This window comes from Lysobacter humi (ex Lee et al. 2017), assembly GCF_054781815.1.
In genome coordinates this window covers 1-21122 of sequence record NZ_BAAGTR010000009.1, presented here as the reverse complement: position 1 = coordinate 21122, position 21122 = coordinate 1, and the positions used below count along the sequence as shown (strand labels likewise).

At 71.3% G+C, this 21122-nt stretch carries 20 protein-coding genes; 7 read left to right on the top strand and 13 right to left on the bottom strand.

The window, feature by feature from the left end; genetic code table 11:
- Positions 1-22: 22 nt before the first annotated feature.
- Complete coding sequence (locus ACYVJJ_RS06845; RefSeq protein WP_460832223.1) at positions 23-799, bottom strand: hypothetical protein; 777 nt, start codon at positions 797-799, stop codon at positions 23-25.
- Positions 800-905: 106 nt separating this feature from the next.
- Between ACYVJJ_RS06845 and ACYVJJ_RS06840 the strand changes: the two genes are divergently transcribed.
- From ACYVJJ_RS06840 to ACYVJJ_RS06830, 3 genes are all read left to right on the top strand, one after another.
- Complete coding sequence (locus tag ACYVJJ_RS06840) at positions 906-1754, top strand: alpha/beta hydrolase (RefSeq protein WP_460832221.1); 849 nt, start codon at positions 906-908, stop codon at positions 1752-1754.
- A gap of 182 nt (positions 1755-1936) precedes the next feature.
- Positions 1937-2671, top strand: coding sequence for a UDP-2,3-diacylglucosamine diphosphatase (gene lpxH / locus ACYVJJ_RS06835; protein ID WP_460832220.1), 735 nt, complete (start codon positions 1937-1939; stop codon positions 2669-2671).
- Between the two features lie 331 nt (positions 2672-3002).
- Positions 3003-3194: a hypothetical protein gene (locus ACYVJJ_RS06830; protein ID WP_460832219.1), complete on the top strand. Its 192-nt coding sequence runs from the start codon at positions 3003-3005 to the stop codon at positions 3192-3194.
- A gap of 2 nt (positions 3195-3196) precedes the next feature.
- On the opposite strand, the gene ACYVJJ_RS06825 is transcribed toward ACYVJJ_RS06830, so the two are convergent.
- From ACYVJJ_RS06825 to serA, 8 genes are all read right to left on the bottom strand, one after another.
- Entirely contained in the window at positions 3197-4009 is an 813-nt protein-coding gene (locus ACYVJJ_RS06825; protein WP_460832217.1) for a ferritin-like domain-containing protein, read from the bottom strand.
- On the bottom strand, positions 4006-4392 hold the full coding sequence (locus tag ACYVJJ_RS06820) for a ribonuclease E inhibitor RraB (RefSeq protein WP_460832216.1): 387 nt from the start codon (positions 4390-4392) through the stop codon (positions 4006-4008). The genes ACYVJJ_RS06825 and ACYVJJ_RS06820 overlap by 4 nt, the downstream gene beginning before the upstream one ends.
- Position 4393: 1 nt before the next feature.
- A complete protein-coding gene (gene purF, locus ACYVJJ_RS06815; protein ID WP_460832215.1) occupies positions 4394-5863 on the bottom strand; it encodes an amidophosphoribosyltransferase in 1470 nt (489 codons plus the stop codon).
- 28 nt (positions 5864-5891) lie between these two features.
- Positions 5892-6440, bottom strand: coding sequence for a CvpA family protein (locus ACYVJJ_RS06810; RefSeq protein ID WP_460832213.1), 549 nt, complete (start codon positions 6438-6440; stop codon positions 5892-5894).
- A gap of 7 nt (positions 6441-6447) precedes the next feature.
- A complete protein-coding gene (locus tag ACYVJJ_RS06805) occupies positions 6448-7386 on the bottom strand; it encodes an SPOR domain-containing protein (RefSeq protein ID WP_460832212.1) in 939 nt (312 codons plus the stop codon).
- 141 nt (positions 7387-7527) lie between these two features.
- Positions 7528-8793: a bifunctional tetrahydrofolate synthase/dihydrofolate synthase gene (gene folC, locus ACYVJJ_RS06800; RefSeq protein WP_460832210.1), complete on the bottom strand. Its 1266-nt coding sequence runs from the start codon at positions 8791-8793 to the stop codon at positions 7528-7530.
- 37 nt (positions 8794-8830) lie between these two features.
- Positions 8831-9472 carry a histidine phosphatase family protein gene (locus tag ACYVJJ_RS06795; protein ID WP_460832208.1) on the bottom strand — a complete coding sequence of 214 codons (642 nt, stop codon included), beginning with the start codon at positions 9470-9472 and terminating at the stop codon, positions 8831-8833.
- A 12-nt stretch (positions 9473-9484) separates the two neighbouring features.
- Complete coding sequence (serA, locus tag ACYVJJ_RS06790; RefSeq protein WP_460832207.1) at positions 9485-11065, bottom strand: phosphoglycerate dehydrogenase; 1581 nt, start codon at positions 11063-11065, stop codon at positions 9485-9487.
- 290 nt (positions 11066-11355) lie between these two features.
- Here serA and ACYVJJ_RS06785 point away from each other — a divergent pair, with 290 nt between their 5' ends.
- The gene (locus ACYVJJ_RS06785; protein WP_460832205.1) at positions 11356-11748 is read left to right on the top strand and encodes a DUF3224 domain-containing protein; all 393 of its coding nucleotides are present in this window, start codon (positions 11356-11358) and stop codon (positions 11746-11748) included.
- Between the two features lie 130 nt (positions 11749-11878).
- Here ACYVJJ_RS06785 and ACYVJJ_RS06780 read toward each other — a convergent pair whose 3' ends face one another.
- Entirely contained in the window at positions 11879-14041 is a 2163-nt protein-coding gene (locus tag ACYVJJ_RS06780) for a S46 family peptidase (RefSeq protein WP_460832204.1), read from the bottom strand.
- 103 nt (positions 14042-14144) lie between these two features.
- On the bottom strand, positions 14145-16292 hold the full coding sequence (locus ACYVJJ_RS06775; RefSeq protein WP_460832202.1) for a S46 family peptidase: 2148 nt from the start codon (positions 16290-16292) through the stop codon (positions 14145-14147).
- Positions 16293-16460: 168 nt separating this feature from the next.
- Here ACYVJJ_RS06775 and tdh point away from each other — a divergent pair, with 168 nt between their 5' ends.
- The 3 genes from tdh (at position 16461) to ACYVJJ_RS06760 (ending at position 19327) form a co-directional block, all read left to right on the top strand.
- Positions 16461-17483, top strand: coding sequence for an L-threonine 3-dehydrogenase (gene tdh / locus ACYVJJ_RS06770; protein WP_460833328.1), 1023 nt, complete (start codon positions 16461-16463; stop codon positions 17481-17483).
- A gap of 135 nt (positions 17484-17618) precedes the next feature.
- Complete coding sequence (kbl, locus tag ACYVJJ_RS06765; protein ID WP_460832201.1) at positions 17619-18812, top strand: glycine C-acetyltransferase; 1194 nt, start codon at positions 17619-17621, stop codon at positions 18810-18812.
- 122 nt (positions 18813-18934) lie between these two features.
- Positions 18935-19327, top strand: a complete 393-nt coding sequence (locus ACYVJJ_RS06760; RefSeq protein ID WP_460832199.1) for an HNH endonuclease — start codon at positions 18935-18937, stop codon at positions 19325-19327.
- A 283-nt stretch (positions 19328-19610) separates the two neighbouring features.
- Here the strand turns inward: ACYVJJ_RS06760 and ACYVJJ_RS06755 are convergent, their stop codons facing one another.
- Entirely contained in the window at positions 19611-20399 is a 789-nt protein-coding gene (locus ACYVJJ_RS06755; protein ID WP_460833327.1) for a pseudouridine synthase, read from the bottom strand.
- On the bottom strand, positions 20374-20877 hold the full coding sequence (locus ACYVJJ_RS06750; protein ID WP_460832198.1) for a hypothetical protein: 504 nt from the start codon (positions 20875-20877) through the stop codon (positions 20374-20376). Before ACYVJJ_RS06750 ends, ACYVJJ_RS06755 begins: the two co-directional genes overlap by 26 nt.
- Positions 20878-21122 lie beyond the last annotated feature (245 nt).

The following is a 21122-nucleotide window of genomic DNA, read 5'->3' as shown; positions in this document are numbered from 1 at the left end:
CGAGCGGATGCAGGCGGCGTGATCAGCCCGCGCAGGACGCGACGAGTGGCGTGCGCAAGGCCGCGTCGATCTCCTCGCGCGTGACGCCCGTCTCGGTCGGCGCCGTCGGGAATTCGATGCGCAGCGCCTGCAGGCGCCCCTTCGCGTCGCGCACGCTGCCCAGTCCATTGAAGCGCAACAGGCGCCGGGTCTGCGCGTCGTAGGTCAGCTCGATCGATGGAAGCGCGTAGCCGAGCACGCCGGCCACCGCCATGCGCATGCGTCGCACCGCGCGCCCACCCTCCTGGGTGTCGGATGCGGTGGCGACGCGGAAATCGAACGCCTGGGCGCGGCTCGGCACGAGGAACGGCACCACCGCGCCCCCGCCGCCGGTGCGCGACCAGTTCGCCCGGATCCAGGCATCGAAGCCGGCATCGATCACCAGACCCGGCGTCGACGGTAGGGGCCGCGTGCGCGCTTCGGCTGCAGTGCCCGCGCGATACGTCACTTCGCGCATGCCGCCGCGCGTCCGCACGCCCTCGCGATACCCGTTGCGCGCATCGACGTAGTCGAAGTCGGGCGCGGTGGCCGAAGCCACCTCGCGCATCGACTTGCGGGCGAACGCGCGGCCGTCGGGGCAACGGTAGAGCACCAGCCGCGCCGGCGTGGCGCCGTCGCGGTAGAGCCAATGCGTCTCGCGATAGACGAGGGCACCGCCTTTGGCCGTGTAGGCCAGGCCTTCGTAGCGTTGCTGCGCAGCCACTGCGGGCGATGCGAGCGCGAGACCCAGTGCGAGCGTCGCGCGGAACGGAGTGGCCATGCGGTGCTCCGGGTGGGAATCGCCCGATCTACGACGGTGCCCGCCTGGCGGATGCATCCACGCGACGCGCGGGTGCGTACAAACCTCGTCATCCATTGGAGACGCCATGCGCCTGCGCACCCTGCTGGCCCGTTCCGCCCTCGCCGCCGTCGCCCTGCTCGGCACCGCCTGCGAGCGCGCGGTGTTCGCCGTGGCCAACCGCGGTGTCGAGCCCCCGGAAGCGAGCGTCACCTTCGCGCCGGAAACGGGCCTCGCGCTGGACGTCTACCGGCCCGCGAGCGGCGCCGTGCGTGCGCCGGTGGTCGTCTTCTTCTATGGCGGCGCCTGGCAGCGCGGGGCGCGAGAGCAGTACCGCTTCGTCGGGCGCCGGCTCGCGCGGGCGGGCATGGTCGCGATCGTCGCCGACTACCGCACCTGGCCGCGCGCGGGCTTCCCGGCCTTCGTCGAGGACGCGGCGCTGGCGGTGGCGTGGACGCACCGCAATGCCGCGAGCTACGGCGGCGATCCGCGGCGCATCTTCGTGGCCGGCCATTCGGCCGGCGCGCAGCTGGCCGCGCTCGTTGGCGCCGACCGTCGCTACCTCGCCGCGCACGGCCTCGCGCCGCGCGACCTCGCCGGCGTGATCGGGCTGTCGGGTCCGTACGACTTCGCCATCACCGGCCAGTACGTGCCGATCTTCGGGCCACGCTCGCAATGGGCCTCGGCGCAGGCGGTGAATGCCGTCGACGGCGACGAGCCGCCGTTCCTGCTCGTGCACGGCACCGGCGATCGCGTCGTCGAAGCGCGCGACAGCCGGCAGATGGCCGACAAGCTGCGCGCCGCCGGCGTACCGGCCGAACTGCTCCTGCTCGATGGCGGTGGCCACACGGCGCCGCTGCAGGGCCTCTACCAGCCGCGACGCGCGCCCGAGGTGCTGCCCGCGATCGAACGCTTCGTGGCCGCGCCGCGCCGCTGACGACGTCCGCTTCGCGGACCGCGGCGCATCGCCCGAGGCTGTCGCGGCACTGGTGCATGCGCCACTCCCGCAGCCGCCGGTCTTCCGTCGTTGGGCGGCATGGGCCGCATCATGTAGACACCCGGGGGCCACGTCGGCGGTGGCGGCGCGACCGCCTTCGGAGCCCGCCCTACAATGCCGCGATGACCACGCTCTTCGTTTCCGACCTCCACCTCGACGACGCGCGTCCGGAGGTGACGACGCTGTTCCTGCGCTTCCTCGCCGAGGAGGCGCGCGGAGCCGACGCGCTCTACGTCCTCGGTGACCTGTTCGAGGCCTGGGTCGGCGACGACGATCCCGTACCCCTGGGCGCCGCGGTGGCCGAGGGGCTTCGCGCCGTGCGCGACGCCGGTACCCGCGTCTGTTTCATGCGCGGCAATCGCGACTTCCTGGTGGGCGCCGACTATGCGGCGCGCGCGGGCATGGAGATCCTCGCCGACCCTGCGGTCGCCGTGGTCGAAGGGCGCCCCGTCCTGCTCCTGCACGGCGACCTGCTCTGCACCGCGGATACCGGCTACATGGCGTTCCGTGCGCAGACGCGCCATCCCGACTGGCAGTCGCGCTTCCTCGCGCAACCGCTGCAGGCCCGGCTCGCATTCGCGCAGCAGGCGCGCGAGCAGAGCCGCACGCACCAGGCGGCGCTGCAGCAGGCGGGCACCATGGAGACGATCACCGACGTCTCCGCGGAGACGGTGGCGCAGTATTTCGTGCGCTACGGCATCGACCTGATGATCCACGGGCATACCCATCGCCCGGCGGTGCACGAGGTCGATGCCGGCGGGCGCCGATGCCGGCGCGTGGTGCTGGGCGACTGGTACGAGCAGGGGTCCGTCCTGCGCATGCGTGGCGACGACATCCGCCTCGAGGTGCTCGCCTGAGACCGGTCGCGGCGCGGCATGCGGACATGGATACGCGACGCCCGACCGGCCCGGCGCGGGCATCGCCCAACGGTCGCTAAACGCAGCCCGGTGAACTCACGCGGCATTGATAGCGCGCTTCCTAGCGTTGCCCCATGGCCACCGAGGTGGTGGCCCGCGCTACCGGGGATCACGATGAACACGCGCCATGCCGAACGCTCCGCGGGCCTGCTGATGCTCGCCCTGATCGCCCTCGATGTCGCCCTCCTGATCTGGTAGCCGCCGCGGCCGGCCCGCGTGCATGCGCGCGCCCGGCCCACCCACGTCGCCCTGCCTGCAGCACGGAACCGCCATGCACACGACCCGACTCGCTCACGATGCTTCGCTCGACGCCGTCCGCCGTCCCCTGCTGCGCGACATCGGCGCCGCCATGGAGGCCGACGACGTCCGTCGCTTCGACTACACCGAAGGCTGGGACGACGACGATGCCGCGCTCGGCTGGGTCGACGCCGACGCCGTGCGCCGCGCGCCCCGCCTGCACTGAGCTCAGCCGGCGAGCGCCTCGATCGAGGCGAGTTCTTCGTCGTCGAAGCCCGCCTCGAGACGCGCCTGCCGATTGAAGGGGCCGTAGAGCACCGCGCGGGCGTATTCGGCGAGGAGCGCCCGGAAGGTCGCCCGCGGCTCCAGCCCGCGCTGCGCGCAGTACCAGCGGAACCAGCGGCTGCCCGCGGCCACGTGGCCGACCTCCTCGCGCAGGATCACCTCGAGGAGGTCGGCGGTCGCGTCGTCGCCACGCTGGCGCAGCTTGACGATCATCCCCGGCGTCACGTCGAGCCCGCGCGCCTCGAGCACGCGCGGCACGAGCGCCATCCGCGCCAGGCCGTCGTGCGCGGTCTTCTCCGCCATCTCCCACAGGCCGTGGTGCGCGTCGAAGTCGCCGTAGTCGTGGCCGAGCGCCTGGAGCCGCGCGCGCAGCATCGCGAAGTGGCGCGCCTCGTCCGCGGCGACGCCGACCCAGTCCGCATAGAAGCGGGGCGGCAGGTCGCGGAAGCGGTAGACCGCGTCCCAGGCGAGGTCGATCGCATTGAACTCGATGTGCGCGACGGCATGGACGAACGCGGCGAGGCCCTCGGGCGTGCCGAAGCCGCGTCGCGGCAATTCGCGCGGATGCACGAGGCGCGGGCGCTCGGGGCGCCCCGGCATGCCGATCGGTGCGGGCGGCGGTGCGCGGTCGTTCGGCGCGAGCTCGCCTGCGGCGAAGGCGCTCGCCGCCTCGAACGTCCGTGCGAGCTTCTCCTCGGGCGTCGACGCCCGCAGGCAGCGCGACGCGGCCGCATGCAGGCAGCCGGTGTCGCTCACGCCGGCGCGTCGCCGTCGCTTTCGTCGCCCGTGGTCGCGACGCTGGCGCTCCAGCCGTCGGGATAACCCTCGAAATCCTGCGCGAGCAGTGCCAGCTGCTTCTCGAGCGACGTGATGAGCGAATGCGCGGCCGGCATGTGCCGGCTGGCGGTCACCACCCAGATGCCTTCCTCGTCCTGCGCCGGCACCGACAGCAGCAGGTCCGGCAACGTCGCGGCCTGCTCCGCGAAGCCGCGCGCCTGGGCCTCTTCGCCGAAGACCAGGTGGAAGTCGATCTCGCGCGGCAGGCTCAGGTCGTCGCCGTCGTCGAACATCGCGCGCAGCACCTCGCCGTTCTCGTCGTCGGGGATCAGCGCGCGCTGCAGGGAACGTGTCGTCTTCATGTCATGCGCCCCGGCGTGCCTGCTTGGCGGCATCCGACCGTGCCTGGCGGATGCGATCGAAATAGCCCTCTTCCACGCCGGTGACGTATTCGCCGGAGAAGCAGGACGAATCGAATTTCTCGATGCGCTTCTTGGGGCCGGCGACCGCCTCCTCGAGGTCGGCGAGATCCTGGTAGATCAGCCAGTCGCAGCCGAGCAGCGCCTGCACCTCGTCGTCGGTGCGACCGTGCGCCACGAGCTCTTCCGCCGACGGCATGTCGATCCCGTAGATGTTCGGATGACGCACGGCAGGCGCCGCGGATGCGAGGTAGACCTTGCGTGCGCCCGCCTCGCGCGCCATCTGCACGATCTGCCGCGAGGTGGTGCCGCGCACGATCGAGTCGTCGACCAGCAGCACGTTCCGGTTGCGGAATTCCAGCGGGATCGGATTGAGCTTGCGGCGCACCGACTTCGCGCGCTCGCCCTGCCCCGGCATGATGAAGGTGCGGCCGACGTAGCGGTTCTTGATGAAGCCTTCCCGGTACTTCACGCCGAGCACGTTGGCGATCTCGAGCGCGGCGTCGCGCGAGGTGTCGGGGATCGGGATCACCACGTCGATGTCGTGCTCCGGCCGCAGGCGCAGGATCTTCTCGCCCAGCTTCTGCCCCATGCGCATGCGCGCCTTGTGCACCGAGACGTCGTCCATCATCGAGTCGGGCCGCGCGAAGTAGACGTACTCGAAGATGCACGGCGTGGCGCTGCGCTCCTCGGCGCACTGCCGCGAATGCATCGTGCCGTCGGCGGTGACGACGATGCCCTCGCCGGGGCGCACGTCGCGGAGGCGCTCGTAGCCGAGCAGGTCGAGCGCCACGGATTCGGACGCGAAGGCGTACTCGTCGCGCCCGTCGCGCACGCGCTTGCCCATTACCAGCGGGCGGATGCCGTTCTGGTCGCGGAACGCCGCCAGGCCGAAGCCCAGCACCGTCGCGATCACGGCGTAGCCGCCGACGCAGCGGCGGTGCACGCCTTCGATCGCGCGGAAGACCGCATCGGGCGTGAGCTCGGCCTGCGTGTCGAGTTCGTGCGCGAAGACGTTGAGCAGCACTTCCGAGTCCGACTCGGTATTGACGTTGCGCTTGTCCTGCTCGAACACCTCGCGGCGCAGCGCGTCGGTGTTGATCAGGTTGCCGTTGTGCGCGAGCGCGATGCCATAGGGCGAGTTGACGTAGAACGGCTGGGCCTCGTCGCAGCCCTCGCTGCCCGCGGTGGGATAGCGGCAATGGCCGATGCCGTAGTTGCCGTGCAGCAGCTGCATCGACGCCTCGTCGAAGACGTCGCTGACCAGGCCGTTGCCCTTGTGCACGCGGATCTTCGAGCCGCTCGCCGTAGCGATGCCGGCCGCGTCCTGGCCGCGGTGCTGGAGCACGGTGAGCCCGTCGTAGAGCTGGCCCGCGACGTCGCTCTGGCCGACGATTCCGATGATGCCGCACATGTGGGGAAGTCCTGCAGGTAAGGGGGGATCAGGCCGGGAGCGGCGGAAGTTCCGGGAGCGCCGGCGTGCTCGGCGCCGCACCGCGGCCGTCGAGGTCGATGCGATCGGCCGCCCAGTCGGGCAGCCACGAAGCCAGCCAGCGCGCACCCGGCACGAAGACCGGCACGAGCATCGAGTCCTGCCAGCGCGGCTGGCGCGGCAGGCTGGTGAAGCCGAGCAGCAGCACGAGCACGCAAGCCACGAAGCCGCCGCGCAGTGCACCGAGCGCGAGCCCGAGGCCGCGGTCGAATGCGCCGAGCCCCGCGCCCGCGAGCAGGCGTCGCACGAACCAGGCGAGCGACGAGATCGCGATGGCGACACCCGCGAAACACAGGCCGTAGCCGAAAAGCAGGTCCGAAGGCCCGGGCGCGACGCTGCCGGCGAGCATCTCCGCCACGGAGCCGCCGAAGCTCATCGAGGTCCAGCCGCCGAGCAGCCAGGCGCCGATCGAGGCGATCACGCCGACGAAGCCGCGCATCAGCCCCGCCAGCGACGAACCGCCGACGATGACGAGCAGCAGCCAGTCGAGCGGGCTCATCGCATCCTCAGGGATGCGGCCGGACGAGGCCGTCGACGCCGAGCGCGCCGGCGGCGCGTGCGCGCAGCCGATCGGCCTCGGCGCGATCGGTGACCGGTCCGATGCGAACGCGGTTGAGCGTGCCGCTGCCGGTCTGCACGCGCTCGACGAAGGCCGGGAAGCCGGCGGCACGCGCACGGTCGCGCAGGCGGGCGGCCTCGTCGGCGTTCGCGAACGCGCCGAGCTGCACCGCGAAGCCGACGCCGCTGGCCGCCGGCGCCGCCGGGGCGGGCGCGGCGGCCGATGGCGTGGCCGCGGGTGCGGGCGTGGCGGGCTTCGGCGGCGCGAGCGGCTGCGTGGCGACCGCGCTGGACGGGCGTGCAGCGACCGTCGTCGTCGCCGGAGGCGGTGCGGCCGACGGCTTCGGTGGTGCCGCGCTGCTCGCCGTCGTGGCCCCCGCATCGAGCGTGATCACGCGTGAATCGACCTGGTCGTTGACGTGCGCCGCCCGCAGGCGCGCGCCTTCCGCGACCGCATGGCTCGCGAACGGACCCACCAGCACGCGATGCAGCGTACGCGTGCCGCTCGGCGAGGGCTCGTGGTAGGCCGGCAGCTGCGATGCGCGCAGGGCCGCGACCACCTTCGCCGCGTCGGCCGCGGTGGCGTAGCGCCCGAAGGTCACGGCGTAGTCGCCGCCCGCGGTGGCCGCCGGCATCATCCCGCCGTTCGCCGCGGCGGGCGCGTCCTCGCTCGGCGATTCGGCCACGGCAGCCGCCGGCGCGGTGGCGTCGGGCCCGATCGGCATCACGATCGTCCCGTCCGCCTTCGGCGCGGCGGGCACCCTCAGGGGCACCGTCGACGCACCGCTCTCCGGCGCCGGGTCCATGACCAGCAGGGGCAGGAACGTGACCGCGAGGGCGACGAGCACCGCCGCGCCGAGCAGCCGCTGTTTCAGGGCAGGTTCCATCGCGTCCGCATGTGGCGGGTGCGTCCCGCCTCGTGGCCGCGAATTATACGCGCCGCGCCCCGGCGACCCGGGGCTCGCGCCGGCGGCCCGCAGCGGCCGGTCAGCTCGCGGGACGCCGGTCGCCGGGCGGTCGGACCCGGCTCAGCCCGCGGCGACGCCGAGCGCCAAGAGCGCGTCGGCGACGGTATGGAAGGAGCCGAAGACCAGCACGCGATCGCCGGGCGCTGCCTCGCGCGCGACCGTGGCAAGCGCGGTGGCGACGTCGGGCGCGACGCGCGCGGCGAGCCCCCGCGGCAGCCGCGCCGCGAGCGTCGCGGCGTCCACGGCCCGCGAACCGTGCCCCGGGAGTCCCGCGACGTGCCAGGCCCCTATACGCGCCTTGAGGGTCTCCGCGATCCCCGCGGTGTCCTTGTCGCCCAGCGTGGCGAACACCGCATGCACGCACCCGTCGGCCGGGTGGGCGTCGAGCCACGCCGCGAGCTGCCGCGCCGCCTGCGGGTTGTGGGCGACGTCGAGCACGTACTCGACGCCGTCGCGCTCGACGCGCTGCAGCCGGGCCGCGATGCGCGCGGTGGCGATCCCCGTCGCGAACGCCGCCTCCGGGATGTCGAGCGGCGCGGCCCGCAGCGCCGCGATGGCGACCGCCGCATTGCGCCGCTGCGCAGGCGCGGCGAGCGACGGCCACGGCAGGTCCATCGCGTGGCCGACCTCGCGCCAGCGCCACTGCTGCGCATCGATGTCGTCGACGAAGAAGTCGCAGCCGATCCGCAGAGCCTTAGCGCCGATGGCATAGGCATGCCGCAGAACGCTCGACGGCGGGTCGTCGTCGCCGAGGACCAGCGGCGTCCAGGCACGCGCGATGCCGGCCTTCTCGAAGCCGATCGCCTCGACGTCCGGGCCGAGCCAGTCCATGTGGTCGAGGTCCACGGTGGTGATCACCGCGACGTCGGCGTCGACGATGTTGGTCGCGTCGAGCCGCCCGCCCAGGCCCACTTCGAGGATCGCGAGGTCGAGCCGCGCCTGCTCGAAGAGCCGCAACGCCGCGAGCGTTCCCGCCTCGAAATAGGTGAGTGTGGTGTCGCCGCGCGCGGTCTCGAACGCTTCGAAGGCATCGACGAGCGCCTCGTCGCCGGCGTCGGCCCCGTCGATCCGCACGCGCTCGTTGTAGCGCAGCAGATGCGGCGACGTGTAGGCGCCCACCCGCAGGCCCGCGGCGCGTGCGATCGCCTCGATGAAGGCGACCGTCGACCCCTTGCCGTTCGTGCCGCCCACGGTGATGACACAGCGCGCCGGGCGTGTGAGCCCGAGGCGCTCATGGACGAGACGGATGCGATCGAGGCCGAGGTCGACGGATCGCGGATGCTGGCGCTCGAGCTGTTCGAGCCAGTCGGAGAGGCTGCGGGGCATGCGTCCATTGTAGGACGGCCCCGCAGCCGCAGCCGCGTCAAAGCGCGCGGTGGACGGCCTCGCCGAAGAACGTGGTGTGGTGGCTGCAGTCGTTGAGCCGCACGACCTCGAGCGCGTTCACCGACTCCCCTTCGAGCAGGTTCAGCGTGGTCGGCGCCTGGCGGAAGCTCCACAGGCGCGACAGCGGCAGGCCGAGCACGCGGCACAGCAGCACGCGGTTGACGGCGTCGTGCGCGACGACGAGCAGCGTGTCGGTGTCGCCGAGGCCTTCGCAGGCGCGCGCGAATGCCGGCCATGCGCGGTCGAGCACCTGCGCGATCGACTCGCCGCCCGGCATCTGCACGGTTTCGGGCGCATCGCGCCAGGCCTGCATGCGCGCGGCGTCGCGCTCGCGGATCTCGGCGGCGAGCAGGCCCTCCCACTCGCCGTGCGCGATCTCCATGAGCCCGGGGTCACAGGTGAGCATCGAGGCGCGTTCGCCGAGCATCAGCTCGGCGGTGCGCCGCGCACGCGACAGCGGGGATGCGACGGCACGTACGATCGGGACACCGGCGAGACGCTGCGCCGCCGCGGCGGCCTGCGCCTCGCCCGTGGACGAGAGCGGAATGTCTTCCTGGCCCTGGTAGCGGCCTTCGGCGTTCCAGGCGGTCTCGCCGTGGCGCGCGAGGATGATGCGCATGCGTGCTCCTCCTCAGGCCTGCTGGATCGACAGGACACCCGGCGTCGCGCGCAGCACGGCGAGCTGCGCGTCGTCGAGCGGGCGGTCGACGGTGATCGCGGCACGCGCGTAGCCGTCGCCGGCCGCGCCCAGCGCGAAGTTGATGATGTTGATGCCCGCGGCGCCGAGCTGCGAGCCCACGGTGCCGACCATCCCCGGGCGGTCCTCGTTGCGCATCAGCAGCACGTGCGCGAGCGGATCGAACTCGATCTCCACGCCGTCGAGCGCCACCACGCGCGGCGCGCGGTGCAGCGTCGCGTCGATCTCGCGGCGCACTTCGCGGCCATCGCGATTTTCGCCTTCCAACGTGATCCGCAGCAGGCGGTCGAAGCCGTTGCCGTCGCCGCCGACCGTTTCGCTGACTTCCAGCCCGCGGCCGCTCGCTTCCTGCAGGGCATTCACCGGCGTGACCCGCCCCGACGCCGCGCCCAGCAGCGAGGCCACCAGCAGCCGCGTGAGTGGACGCGTGTCGAGGCCATCGGTGCGGCCGGCATAGCGGATGTGCAGGCGCGTGGGCGCGGGGACCAGCCGCGAACCCAGCCGTCCGAGCGCCGTCATCAGCGGCATCCAGGGGCCGACCTCGCGCGCGGCCTCGGCGGTGAGCGGCGGCAGGTTGACGCAGCCGGCGACGGCGCCGGTCTCGACGAAATCGACGATCTGGCGCGCGAGGATCGTGCTGACCGCCTGCTGCGCCTCGCTCGTCGATGCCCCGAGGTGCGGCGTCAGGACGAGACTCGGGTGGCTGCGCAGCGGGGAGTCCGCCGCGAGCGGCTCGGTCACGAACGTGTCGAGCGCGGCGCCCGCGAGGTGCCCCTCGTCGAGCAGGCGCAGCAGCGCGGCCTCGTCGACGAGGCCCCCGCGCGCGGCGTTGATCAGCATCGCGCCGGGCTTCATCGCGCGCATGCGCGCCTCCGAGAGCAGGTTGGTCGTCTCCTTCGTGCGCGGGATATGCAGCGTGACGATGTCCGCCCACGCGAGCAGCTCGTCGAGCGTCTTGAGCGCCACGCTGCCCTTCCCCGCCGCCGACGCGGGCAGGAAGGGATCGTGCGCGGCGACCTCCATACCGATGCCGCGCGCCTTGCGCGCCACGGTGCCGCCGATGCGTCCGAGGCCGATCACGCCCAGGCGCTTGCCTTCGAGCTCGAACCCGGTGAGCCCCGCCTTCGGCCACTGCCCGGCCTTCATGCCCGCGTCCGCCTTGGGCACGTGGCGCGCGAGCGCGAACAGCAGCGCGATCGCGTGCTCGGCGGCGGCGAGCGTATTGCCGTCCGGCGCGTTCATCACCGCGATGCCGCGCGCGGTGGCGGCGTCGACGTCGATCGTGTCGACGCCCGCGCCCGCGCGGCCGATCACCTTCAGCCGCGCGGCCTTGGCGAGTGCTTCCGCCGGCACCTTGGTCGCCGAGCGCACGAGCACTGCGTCGACATCGGCCAGCGCATCGGCGAGCACCGCCGCGTCCTTGATCGGCTCTGGGGCCACCACGACGTCCCAGCCGGCCTGGCGGAACATCTCGAGCCCGTCTTCATGGATTCCATCGCATGCCAGCACTCGCATCGTCTCGCGCTCCTTGGATGAGGGATGCGCGGATGCCCTGCCAGCCGGCCGTCGGACCCGATTCATGGGCGGTGCGACGGTGATGCGGTCGAACGGTGCTGCATGGACGCGATGCGTCCTTCGGTCGGGAGACGGGGCCGGCTGGCATGGGAATCCGCGACGCATCGAGCCTAGCAGAGCACGGCGCGCATCGGGAACCGCGCCGACCGGTGGCGCATGGACCGCCTCGCTGGCGTTCATGCGTGCCGCAGCCGATGATCGACGCCCCATCGATGCCACGGGAGCCCACCATGCCGACCGCGAAAGGCCGCTTCTCGATCCAGAAGATCCCGCAGCCGATGCTCGACCTCGGGGGCGACGCGCAGGCGATGCATCTGCGTTTCGACAAGCAGTTCGAAGGCGCGCTCAAGGCGACCGGCGTCGTGCAGTTCATGGCGGTCGGCAATCCGTCGAAGGGCTCGGCGGCCTACGTCGCCGTCGAGCGCATCGACGGCACGCTCGACGGGCGGCGCGGCAGCTTCATGACCCGCCACCCCGGCGTGATGGACGCCGGCGCGATGTCGCTCGACCTCGCGGTGGTGCCGCAGTCGGGCAACGGCGAATTGGAGGGGCTGCGCGGCACGATGTCGATCGACATCATCGACGGCGAGCACTTCTACACGCTGGACTACCAGCTGTCCTGACCGCCGCAGGCGCCGATCCATCGGGGTGCCGCGGCCGTGCACACGGCGTGACCGATCAGCATGGCGCACGGATCGGCGAAAACGAAACGGCCGGCATCGCTGCCGGCCGTTTCCTGTTACGGATACGCGTTCAGCGCTTCTCGGGCACGCCCATCTCCGCGAGCAGCTGCGGCGCCGGGAAGACCTCCTGCATCACCCAGCGCATGTAGCGCTGGTCGACCGCGATCATGCGGGTCATCTTCGGGTCGTAGACCCAGTTGCTGCTCACGGATTCCCAGTTGCCGTCGAAGGCGAGGCCGACGAGCCGGCCCTGCGCATCGAGCACCGGCGAGCCCGAATTGCCGCCCGTGATGTCGAGGTCGGACAGGAAGTTCACCGGCACGGTGCCCAGGCGCTTGTCGGCAAGGCCGCCGTAGTTCTTCGCACGGATCGCGTCGAGCTGGACCTGCGGCGCGTCGAACGGCTCCTGGCCGGTCGCCTTCTGCGCGACCTGCTCGAGCGTGGTGAACGAGGGCTGCACGCTGCCGTCGGCCTTCGTGTAACCCATGACGTTGCCGAAGGTGATGCGCAGCGACGAGTTCGCATCGGGGTAGACGAACTGCCCGCGGCTCTTGCGGTAGTCGGCCACGGCCTTGAGGAACACCGGGCGGTGCACCAGCATCTCGCCCGCGCGCGTCTTGGCTTCCTCCTCGAGCTTGAGCATCGCCGGCATGACCGCCACGGCGAACTGCAGGGCCGGGTCGCGCGACTTCTCGAGGTCGGCGCGGCTGGACTTGAGCAGGGCGAGGCGCGTCGTGGTGTCGCCCAGCTTCGTCTTCTCGAGACGATCGAGCGCACGGTCGATCGCGCGCTCGTTGTCGCCGTCGAGCCAGCGGTCGAGCTCGGCGATGCGCTGCGCCTGCGGCAGCTTCACGTACTCGCGCAGCCAGTATGCGACGAGCTGGCGGTCCATCGTCGGCTGGTAACGACGCTCCATCTGGCGCAGCGCGCCTTCGAGCGCGGGCAGGTCGCGCTGCTGGTAGCCGGGCTCGCGCTGCGCATCAGGCTTCGCCTGCTCGATCGCATAGCGGTAGACCTGCGTGGCGGCGCCGAGCACGCCGGTGCGGCGCAGCTGCGCGACGATCACGTCACGCTCGCGGGTGGCGCGGGCCTCGGCCACGAGCTGCTCGAGCCGCTGGTGCGATGCGAGCCCGGCCTGCCCCTTCGCGCCCTGCTTGCGCAGCCAGTCGAGCACGGCCTTCTCCTCGCGCTGCTTCTGCGCGGCGGCATCGATGCGCGTGAAACCCTCGAGCTGGCCGTCGTAGTTCTTCATGACGTTCTGCCAGCTCTTCACGGTGTCGGCGTACTTGACCGCGATGTCGGGATTCTTCCGACCGGCCGCCTCCACCATCGCGACGAGCCGCTTGTAGTGCCCGCCCACCACCGGGTACGTCCAGCTGGCCGTGTTGTCGAACTCGCTGGCCAGCGCGTAGCGGCTCGTGCTGCCGGGGTAGCCTGCCACCATCACGAAGTCGCCCTGCCCCAGCGGCTTGTCGGCCAGCTTGAGGAAGCGCTTGGGCGTGTAGGGCACGTTGTTCGGCGAGTACGCCGCGGGCTTGCCGTCCGGGCCGACGTAGGCGCGGTAGAACGAGAAGTCCCCGGTGTGGCGCGGCCACATCCAGTTGTCGACCTCGCCGCCGTAGTTGCCGATGCTCGACGGCGGCGCGTACGCCAGGCGCACGTCCCTGATCTCGAGGTTGCGGAACAGGCGGTAGACGTTGCCGCCGGAGAAGCTGTACAGGCGGCAGCGATAGCCGGCCTCGGCCTCGCATTCGGCGATCAGCTTCTTCTCGAGCGCCTCGAGGGCCTGCGTGCGTCCGAGCGGCGTGGACGCGCCGGCGATGGCGGCCTTCGCCTGCGCGGTGACGTCGCGGATCGAGTCGAGCACGTAGATGCGCGCGTTCGGCCCGGCCGAGAGCTCGTCTTTCGGCGTCGCGGCGCTGAAGCCCGTCTGGATCAGGTTCTTCTCGGCGGTGGAGTTGAGCTGGATCGCGCCATAGACGCAATGGTGGTTCGTCGCGACCAGGCCCTGCTTTGATACGAAGCCCGCCGTGCAGCCGCCGAGCGAGACGATCGCGCCGAGCGGATCGCCGGTGAGGTCGGACATCTGCTTCGCACTGAGCTTGAGGCCGGCCTTCTTGAGCGGCCCGGCGATCTCGGGCAGCTGCTGCGGCACCCACATGCCTTCGCCGGCGAGCGCCGCGGTGGACAGGAGGGCCAGCGCGACGGCACTGGCGAGGACGGCATGGCGCATGGGCGGGCTCCGCAGGGGATCGAAAGGGGGTCGAGTCTAGCCGCCGCCTCGTGGGCGCCGGGCATGACGGAAGTCACGGAGGCGACCGTACGCCTCCGTCGGTTCATTCGGCCGGCAGGCCCATCTCCACGAGCAGGTGCGGCGCGGGATAGACCTTCGCCATCAGCCAGCGCATGTAGCGCATGTCCACGTGGATCGCGCGCTTGTAGCGGGGGTCGAACATCCAGCTCGCGCTCACGGCTTCCCAGTTGCTGTCGAAGTTGAGGGCGATGAGCCGACCTTCGGCATCGAGCACCGGCGAGCCGGAGTTGCCGCCCGTGGTGTCGAGGTCGGTGAGAATGTTCACCGGCTGGGTCTTCAGCGCGGGATCGGCCGTGCTGCCGAAGTCGCCCTTCGCGATCGCATCGCGAAGCGGTTCCGGCGCGTTGAACGGGGTCTTGCCGGTGTGCTTCTCGAGGATGCCGCCGACCGTGGTGACCGGTATGTAGCGCACGCCATCGCGCGGGTTCATGCCAGTGAGCGTGCCGAAGCTCACGCGCAGCGTGGAATTCGCATCGGGGTACACTGCCCGGCCCTGCGACGTGCGATAGGCGATCAGTGCCTTCATGTAGGCCGGGCGCAGGCGCAGCAGCTCGCCTTCGCGCGCCTCGGCCTCGTCCTCCAGCCGGAGGACCGCGGGCAGGAGCGTTGCTGCGGCCTGGAGCAGCGTATCCGGGTCTGTCGCGAGTTCCGCCCGCGGCCGTCCCATCGCCGCGAGCCGCACCGCCTCGTCGCCCAGGCGCGTGCCCGCATAGAGCGCATCGAGCCGTGCAGTGGCCTGCTCGGCGGTCGTCCCGAAGACCGTGTCGAACTCGGGCACGCGCTGCGCGGCAGGCAGCGCGCGATACTGGGCGAGCAGATGGACGAGCAGCGCCTTCTCGACCGCCGGATCGTAGCGGCGTTGCACCTGCTTCATCTGCCCGGTGATCAGCGTCTCGTCGCGCTGCTGGAAACCGGCTTCGCGCTGTGCGTCGGGCTTGGTCTTCTCAAGGGCGAGCCGCTGCAGGCGCAACGCGGCCTGCAGCAGCTGCGTCTGCGTGCGGATCGCGGCGAGCAACTGGTCGCGCCCGCGGGTCGCGCTCGCCTGTGCGAGCACGGCTTGCGCGGCGGTGATGTCCGCGCGGGTCGATTTCGCATCCGGCTGCTTCGCCAGCCAGGCGAGCATCGCCGCCTCGTCGTCGCGACGGGTGGTGGCTGCCTCGCTTCGACGCAGGCCGTCGAGCTCGCCCTGTGCGCGCTTGAGGCTGTTCTTCATGCCGGCGACCTGCGCGGCATAGAGCACGCGCTGCGCCGGCGTCGCCGCGGCCTTCTCGATCGTCTCGATCATCCCCTGGTTCAGCGCGACGCGACTCGGCAGCTGCCAGTCGACCTGCTGGACGAACTCGCTCGCCATGCGGTGTCGGAACGTGGTGCCCGGATAGCCGGCGAGCATCGCGAAGTCGCCTTCGCCGACGTGGCGCGTGGACACCTGCAGGTGGGACGGCGCCGCGTAGGGCACGTTGTCGGGGCTGTAGTCGGCGGGCTTGCCGTCCCTGCCGACATACGCGCGCAGCAGCGTGAAGTCGCCGCTGTGGCGCGGCCACATGAAGTTGTCGATCTCGTCGCCGTAGTTGCCGATCGCGTCCGGCGGCGCGTAGACCAGGCGCACGTCGCGCAGCTCGAGCTGCCGGATCAGGTAGAAGTCGGTGCCGTAGTACATGTTCGCGACGCTGCAGCGCAAACCCGCCTCGCGCTCGCATTCGGCGACCGCGGCCTTCGTGGCCGCGTCGATCGCATCGTAATAGGCCTTGCCGCGGCGCCCCTTTGCCCCCGCGAGGATGCGGTCGGTGATGCGATCGAACCCCGTGGTGACCAGCACCCGGTAGTCGGGATTGGCCGGCAGCTCGTCCGCGCGCGTGGCCGCGGTGAAGCCGTTCGCGATGAGGTCGCGCTCCGGGCGGCTGTTGTACTGGATCACGCCGAAGGCGACGTGGTGGTTGGTGAGCACGAGCCCGTCCTTCGAGACGAAGACGCCGGTCGCGCCGCCCACCTTGACCACCGCGTTCATCGGCGGCTTCGCGAGCTCGGCGAGTGCCGACGGGTCGCCCTCGAAGCCGGCGGCCTTGAGCTGTGCGGCGAGGCCCGGGAGCTGGGACGGCATCCACATGCCCTCCGATGCGAAAACCGGGGCGGTGGCGAGGCTCAGGGCGGCAACGAGGAGGCGACGGCGCATGGACGGCTCGGGGGCGGTGGACGCCCGACGATAGCGGCCGCGCGGACCCGCCCGCAAACCGCGGGGCCTTCAGGAGCGCCCTCGTATAATCGCCGCCTCTTCGCGCCCCGCGCGTCCGCCGAGCCCGTCATGTCCGAGACCGCCACCCTCGCCCCCACTGCGCAGACCATGCGCGCCCTCGTCAAGCGCGAAGCCGCGAAGGGCATCTGGATGGAGGAGGTGCCGGTGCCGGTGCCCGGGCCGAACGAGGTGCTGATCAAGCTGGAGAAGACCGCGATCTGCGGCACCGACCTGCACATCTACCTGTGGGACGAGTGGAGCCAGCGCACGATCAAGCCGGGCCTCGTGATCGGGCACGAGTTCGTCGGGCGCATCGCGCAGGTCGGCACGGGCGTCACGGGGTACCGCATCGGCCAGCGCGTCTCGGCCGAGGGCCACATCGTCTGCGGCCACTGCCGCAACTGCCGCGCCGGCAAGCAGCACCTGTGCCCGAACACGGTGGGCATCGGCGTGAACCGCAACGGCGCCTTCGCCGAGTACATCGTGATGCCGGCGGCGAATCTCTGGCCGATTCCGGACCAGATCCCGAGCGAGCTCGCCGCGTTTTTCGACCCCTACGGCAATGCCGCGCATTGCGCGCTGGAATTCGACGTGGTCGGCGAGGACGTGCTGATCACGGGCGCCGGCCCCATCGGCATCATCGCCGCGGGCATCTGCAAGCACATCGGCGCGCGCAACGTCGTCGTGACCGACGTCAACGACTACCGCCTCAAGCTCGCCGCCGACATGGGCGCCACGCGCGTGGTCAACGTGTCCAACACGTCGCTCAAGGACGTGATGGCCGATCTGCACATGGAAGGCTTCGACGTCGGCTTGGAGATGAGCGGCAACCCGCGCGCCTTCAACGACATGCTCGACTGCATGTACAACGGCGGCAAGATCGCGCTGCTGGGCATCATGCCCAAGGGCGCCGGCGCCGACTGGGACAAGATCATCTTCAAGGGCCTGACGCTGCACGGGATCTACGGCCGCCGCATGTACGAGACCTGGTACAAGATGACGCAATTGGTCCTCAGCGGCTTCCCGCTCGGCAAGGTGCTCACGCACCAGCTCCCCGTCGATCGCTTCCAGGAAGGCTTCGAGCTGATGGAAGCCGGCAAGAGCGGCAAGATCGTCCTGAGCTGGAACTGATGTCCGCGACCGCCGTCCTCGGCAGCCTCGTCGGCGTGCTGGTGCTCGGCCTGGTCGCGATGGTGCTGCGCGGCGCGCGCGGTGGATTGAAATAGAAATCTCCGGGTCGCATCGCGGCCCGCCACGAGGCTCCCCATGTCCCTGACCGCACGCTACGAGCACACGCTCGCCGAGATCCGCGACGCCGGCCTGTTCAAGTCCGAGCGCATCATCACCAGCCCGCAGGCCGCCGAGATCACGCTGGAAGACGGCCGCACGGTGCTGAACTTCTGCGCCAACAACTACCTCGGCCTCGCCGACCATCCGGCGATCATCCAGGCGGCGAAGGACGCGCTCGACAGCCACGGCTTCGGCATGGCGAGCGTGCGCTTCATCTGCGGCACGCAGGACCTGCACAAGCAGCTCGAGCGCACCATCGCCGACTTCTTTGGCCAGGAGGACACGATCCTCTATGCCGCCGCGTTCGACGCCAACGGTGGCCTGTTCGAGCCGCTGCTCGACGAGAACGACGCGGTCATCTCCGATGCCCTCAACCACGCCTCGATCATTGACGGCGTGCGCTTGTGCAAGGCCAAGCGCTACCGCTACGCCAACTGCGACATGGCGGACCTGGAGAAGCAGCTGCAGCAGGCCAAGGCCGACGGCGCGCGCACGATCCTGATCACCACCGACGGTGCGTTCTCGATGGACGGCTTCATCGCGCCGCTCGACGAGATCACGCGCCTCGCGCAGCAGTACGGCGCGCTGGTGCACATCGACGAATGCCATGCGACGGGCTTCCTCGGCGCGACCGGCCGCGGCTCGGCCGAGGTCAAGGGCGTGCTCGACCGCATAGACATCGTCACCGGCACGCTGGGCAAGGCGATGGGTGGCGCGCTGGGTGGTTTCACCACCGCCAAACGCGAAGTGATCGAGCTGCTGAGGCAGCGCTCGCGCCCCTACCTGTTCTCCAACTCGCTGCCGCCGCATGTGGTGGCCGCGGGCATCAAGGCCTTCCAGATGCTCGAGGAAGCAGGCGAGCTGCGCGAGCGCCTGCAGGAGAACACCCGCTACTTCCGGGAGCGCATGACCTCGATCGGCTTCGAAATCAAGCCGGGCGTGCACCCGATCTGCCCGGTGATGCTCTACGACGCTCCGCTCGCGCAGAAATTCGCGCAGCGCCTGCTCGAGGAAGGCATCTACGCGATCGGCTTCTTCTTCCCTGTCGTACCCAAGGGGCAGGCGCGCATCCGCACGCAGATGTCCGCCGCGCATACCCGCGAGCACCTGGACCGCGCGATCGATGCGTTCACGCGCATCGGCCGCGAACTCGGGGTCCTGAAGGGCTGAGCCGTTACACGGGGGGCGCGGCCGTCGTGAGCGCACCCGACGACGGATGCAGCGCGTGACGGCCATGCGCAACGGCGCTCCCTGCGCGCCTACGCCGACACCCTCGCGCACGTCCGGCTGACATGCGCCCCGCCCTGCGTCGCCTCTTCCTGCTCGCGCTGGCCACGGACACCGAAGCGCACGAGCACGACGGCACCTGGACCACGCGCTGCCTGCACTGCCGCACGCGCCTGCAGGTCCGGGCGGACGGCACCCCGCTCGGGTCGGCGTCCCTCGAGCACGTGGTGCCGCAGGCCTGGTTCGGGCGACGCGCCGCGGCGGCGCTGACGTCGCAGGTCGGCAACGATGCCGACGATCCCCGCAACCTCGCGCTCGCCTGCGCCCGCTGCAATCACGACAAGGGCAAGGGGCCCGATGCGCGTGGCCCGCAGGATGCGCGTGCGATGGAGGTCGTCACCACGCTGCTCGCACGGCGGCGTGCACGGTGGCGCGACGGGATACTTGGCGGCCCGTAGGTCGCGCTCGTAGGAGCGGCGGCCCAATCAGCGACATCGGCAGCAGAAATCGCGGTGCGGGATACTGACGAAGCGAGCGGATACATACGCTCGTCCGGGTCGATTCAACCGCGCGCTGCTCGCACAGCGGGATCCCAGAGACGGCATAGGCTTGCGCAGTTCACCGCCCACGGCCGGCGGCACTCGCGCTATCGCTCGTCGATGTCGGGGCGTCGCGTCGCGTCGCGTCGTGATGCTCGATGCAACCGAGCGGGTGGCCGAGTCGCCGATTCGCTCTACGCCGTCATGACCGGGCGCGCACGGGCGAGGTCGCTCCGGCCGCCTGTCCGAGCGCCGCGACCTCCTGCGGGGTCAGCGCACGCCATGCCCCTTTCGCGAGGTCACCCAGCGCGAGCCCGCCGATCGCGACGCGCACCAGCCGGAGCACACCGACACCCTGGGCGTCGAGCAGGCGCCGGATGTGCCGGTTCCGGCCTTCGTCGAGCACGATCTCCAGCCAGGCGTTGCGACTGCCTGCACGCAGCAGGCTCGCGCGTGCGGCCGCGAGGTGTTCGCCATCGACCTCGCGTCCGCTTTCGAGCGCCGCGAGCAGCCCCGGCGCCGGCAGCCGATCGATCTGCACGTGGTAGGTCTTCTGCGGTCCGCTCCGCGGATCCGTGATCGCAGCCGCCCAGGCGGGATCGTTCGTGAAGAGCAGCAGGCCCTCGCTGGCCTTGTCGAGGCGCCCCACCGGCGCGAGCCACGGCAGGCCGGCGCCGTCGAGGCAGCGATAGACGGTGTCGCGCCCCTGCTCGTCACGGGTCGTCGTGACCAGCCCGCGCGGCTTGTTGACCGCGACATAGAGCCGTTCCGGCGCGACCGGGTCGAGTCCGACGACCTCCACGTGGTCCGTCGCGACGACGGGATGCTCGGGATCACGGAGGACACGCCCATTGAGCCTGACCCGCCCCTCGCGGATCCACGCCGCCGCCTGCGTGCGCGAGCAGATGCCGCGCTTGGACAGCACGCGCGCGAGGCCGTGTCGCGGCCCCGCGACGCCTCGCGCGTCAGCGATTTTCGGGCTCCGGCGCAGGTGCGGGCACCGCTTGGCCCGGCACGGGCGGCGGTGCGGGCGCGATGCCCGTTGCACCCTTCGCCACGCGGACCCCGCGCGACTTCATCCACGCATCGAACTCGTCGGCGGTCATGCGCTTGCCGTTCTGGTTCATGTCGAAGCGCCACGGCGTGTTGTCGAACTGCGTCTTCGGCACGTAGGTCGCCGGATCGATTCCCGGCGTGAGCCCGCCCGGGCGTGTCGACATTGCCGCGGTGCGGCACTTGTCGATGCGCATGCGCAGCAGGACCGCGTCGACGGACTGCGCCTCGTCGAAGGCCTGCGCGAGCACGCCGCTGGGCGTGCCGAGCTGGGGCGCGGGCGCGACGAGCTCGGGCGCGAGCGCCGGCGCGACGACGGGCGCGACGGCCGTGCGCGCGAGTGCGGTGCAGGCGTCCTGGGCATGGGCATGCCCGGCGGCGACGAGAAGGGGCAGCAGCAGGAGGGAGCTGCGCATCGGGTTCTCCAGGCGGGGGGGAGTCGGCCCGAGAGCATACGGCGCGCGGAGTGGAAATGCCGCATGCACGGCACGGTTTCGCGCGGCAGCGGGGGCGGCGCATCGCGCTGCGGCGCCACGAAAAACGAAGCCCGGCGAGATGCCGGGCTTCGTGTACAGCGGAGCGGTGATGCCTTACGAGTTCTGGACGTTGAGCTCGGTGCGGCGGTTACGCTCGTTCTTGCACTCCGGCAGCGTCTGCGGGG

Bases quoted from the DNA above. Each gene is read 5' to 3' on its own strand.
- ACYVJJ_RS06775 (WP_460832202.1), bottom strand. From the start codon at position 16,292: ATGCGCCGTCGCCTCCTCGTTGCCGCCCTGAGCCTCGCCACCGCCCCG.
- ACYVJJ_RS06810 (WP_460832213.1), bottom strand. From the start codon at position 6,440: ATGAGCCCGCTCGACTGGCTGCTGCTCGTCATCGTCGGCGGTTCGTCG.
- ACYVJJ_RS06845 (WP_460832223.1), bottom strand. From the start codon at position 799: ATGGCCACTCCGTTCCGCGCGACGCTCGCACTGGGTCTCGCGCTCGCA.
- ACYVJJ_RS06760 (WP_460832199.1), top strand. From the start codon at position 18,935: ATGCGCCCCGCCCTGCGTCGCCTCTTCCTGCTCGCGCTGGCCACGGAC.
- ACYVJJ_RS06805 (WP_460832212.1), bottom strand. From the start codon at position 7,386: ATGGAACCTGCCCTGAAACAGCGGCTGCTCGGCGCGGCGGTGCTCGTC.
- ACYVJJ_RS06750 (WP_460832198.1), bottom strand. From the start codon at position 20,877: ATGCGCAGCTCCCTCCTGCTGCTGCCCCTTCTCGTCGCCGCCGGGCAT.
- ACYVJJ_RS06795 (WP_460832208.1), bottom strand. From the start codon at position 9,472: ATGCGCATCATCCTCGCGCGCCACGGCGAGACCGCCTGGAACGCCGAA.
- ACYVJJ_RS06780 (WP_460832204.1), bottom strand. From the start codon at position 14,041: ATGCGCCATGCCGTCCTCGCCAGTGCCGTCGCGCTGGCCCTCCTGTCC.
- lpxH (WP_460832220.1), top strand. From the start codon at position 1,937: ATGACCACGCTCTTCGTTTCCGACCTCCACCTCGACGACGCGCGTCCG.
- serA (WP_460832207.1), bottom strand. From the start codon at position 11,065: ATGCGAGTGCTGGCATGCGATGGAATCCATGAAGACGGGCTCGAGATG.
- ACYVJJ_RS06785 (WP_460832205.1), top strand. From the start codon at position 11,356: ATGCCGACCGCGAAAGGCCGCTTCTCGATCCAGAAGATCCCGCAGCCG.
- kbl (WP_460832201.1), top strand. From the start codon at position 17,619: ATGTCCCTGACCGCACGCTACGAGCACACGCTCGCCGAGATCCGCGAC.
- tdh (WP_460833328.1), top strand. From the start codon at position 16,461: ATGCGCGCCCTCGTCAAGCGCGAAGCCGCGAAGGGCATCTGGATGGAG.
- folC (WP_460832210.1), bottom strand. From the start codon at position 8,793: ATGCCCCGCAGCCTCTCCGACTGGCTCGAACAGCTCGAGCGCCAGCAT.
- ACYVJJ_RS06820 (WP_460832216.1), bottom strand. From the start codon at position 4,392: ATGAAGACGACACGTTCCCTGCAGCGCGCGCTGATCCCCGACGACGAG.
- ACYVJJ_RS06840 (WP_460832221.1), top strand. From the start codon at position 906: ATGCGCCTGCGCACCCTGCTGGCCCGTTCCGCCCTCGCCGCCGTCGCC.
- purF (WP_460832215.1), bottom strand. From the start codon at position 5,863: ATGTGCGGCATCATCGGAATCGTCGGCCAGAGCGACGTCGCGGGCCAG.
- ACYVJJ_RS06830 (WP_460832219.1), top strand. From the start codon at position 3,003: ATGCACACGACCCGACTCGCTCACGATGCTTCGCTCGACGCCGTCCGC.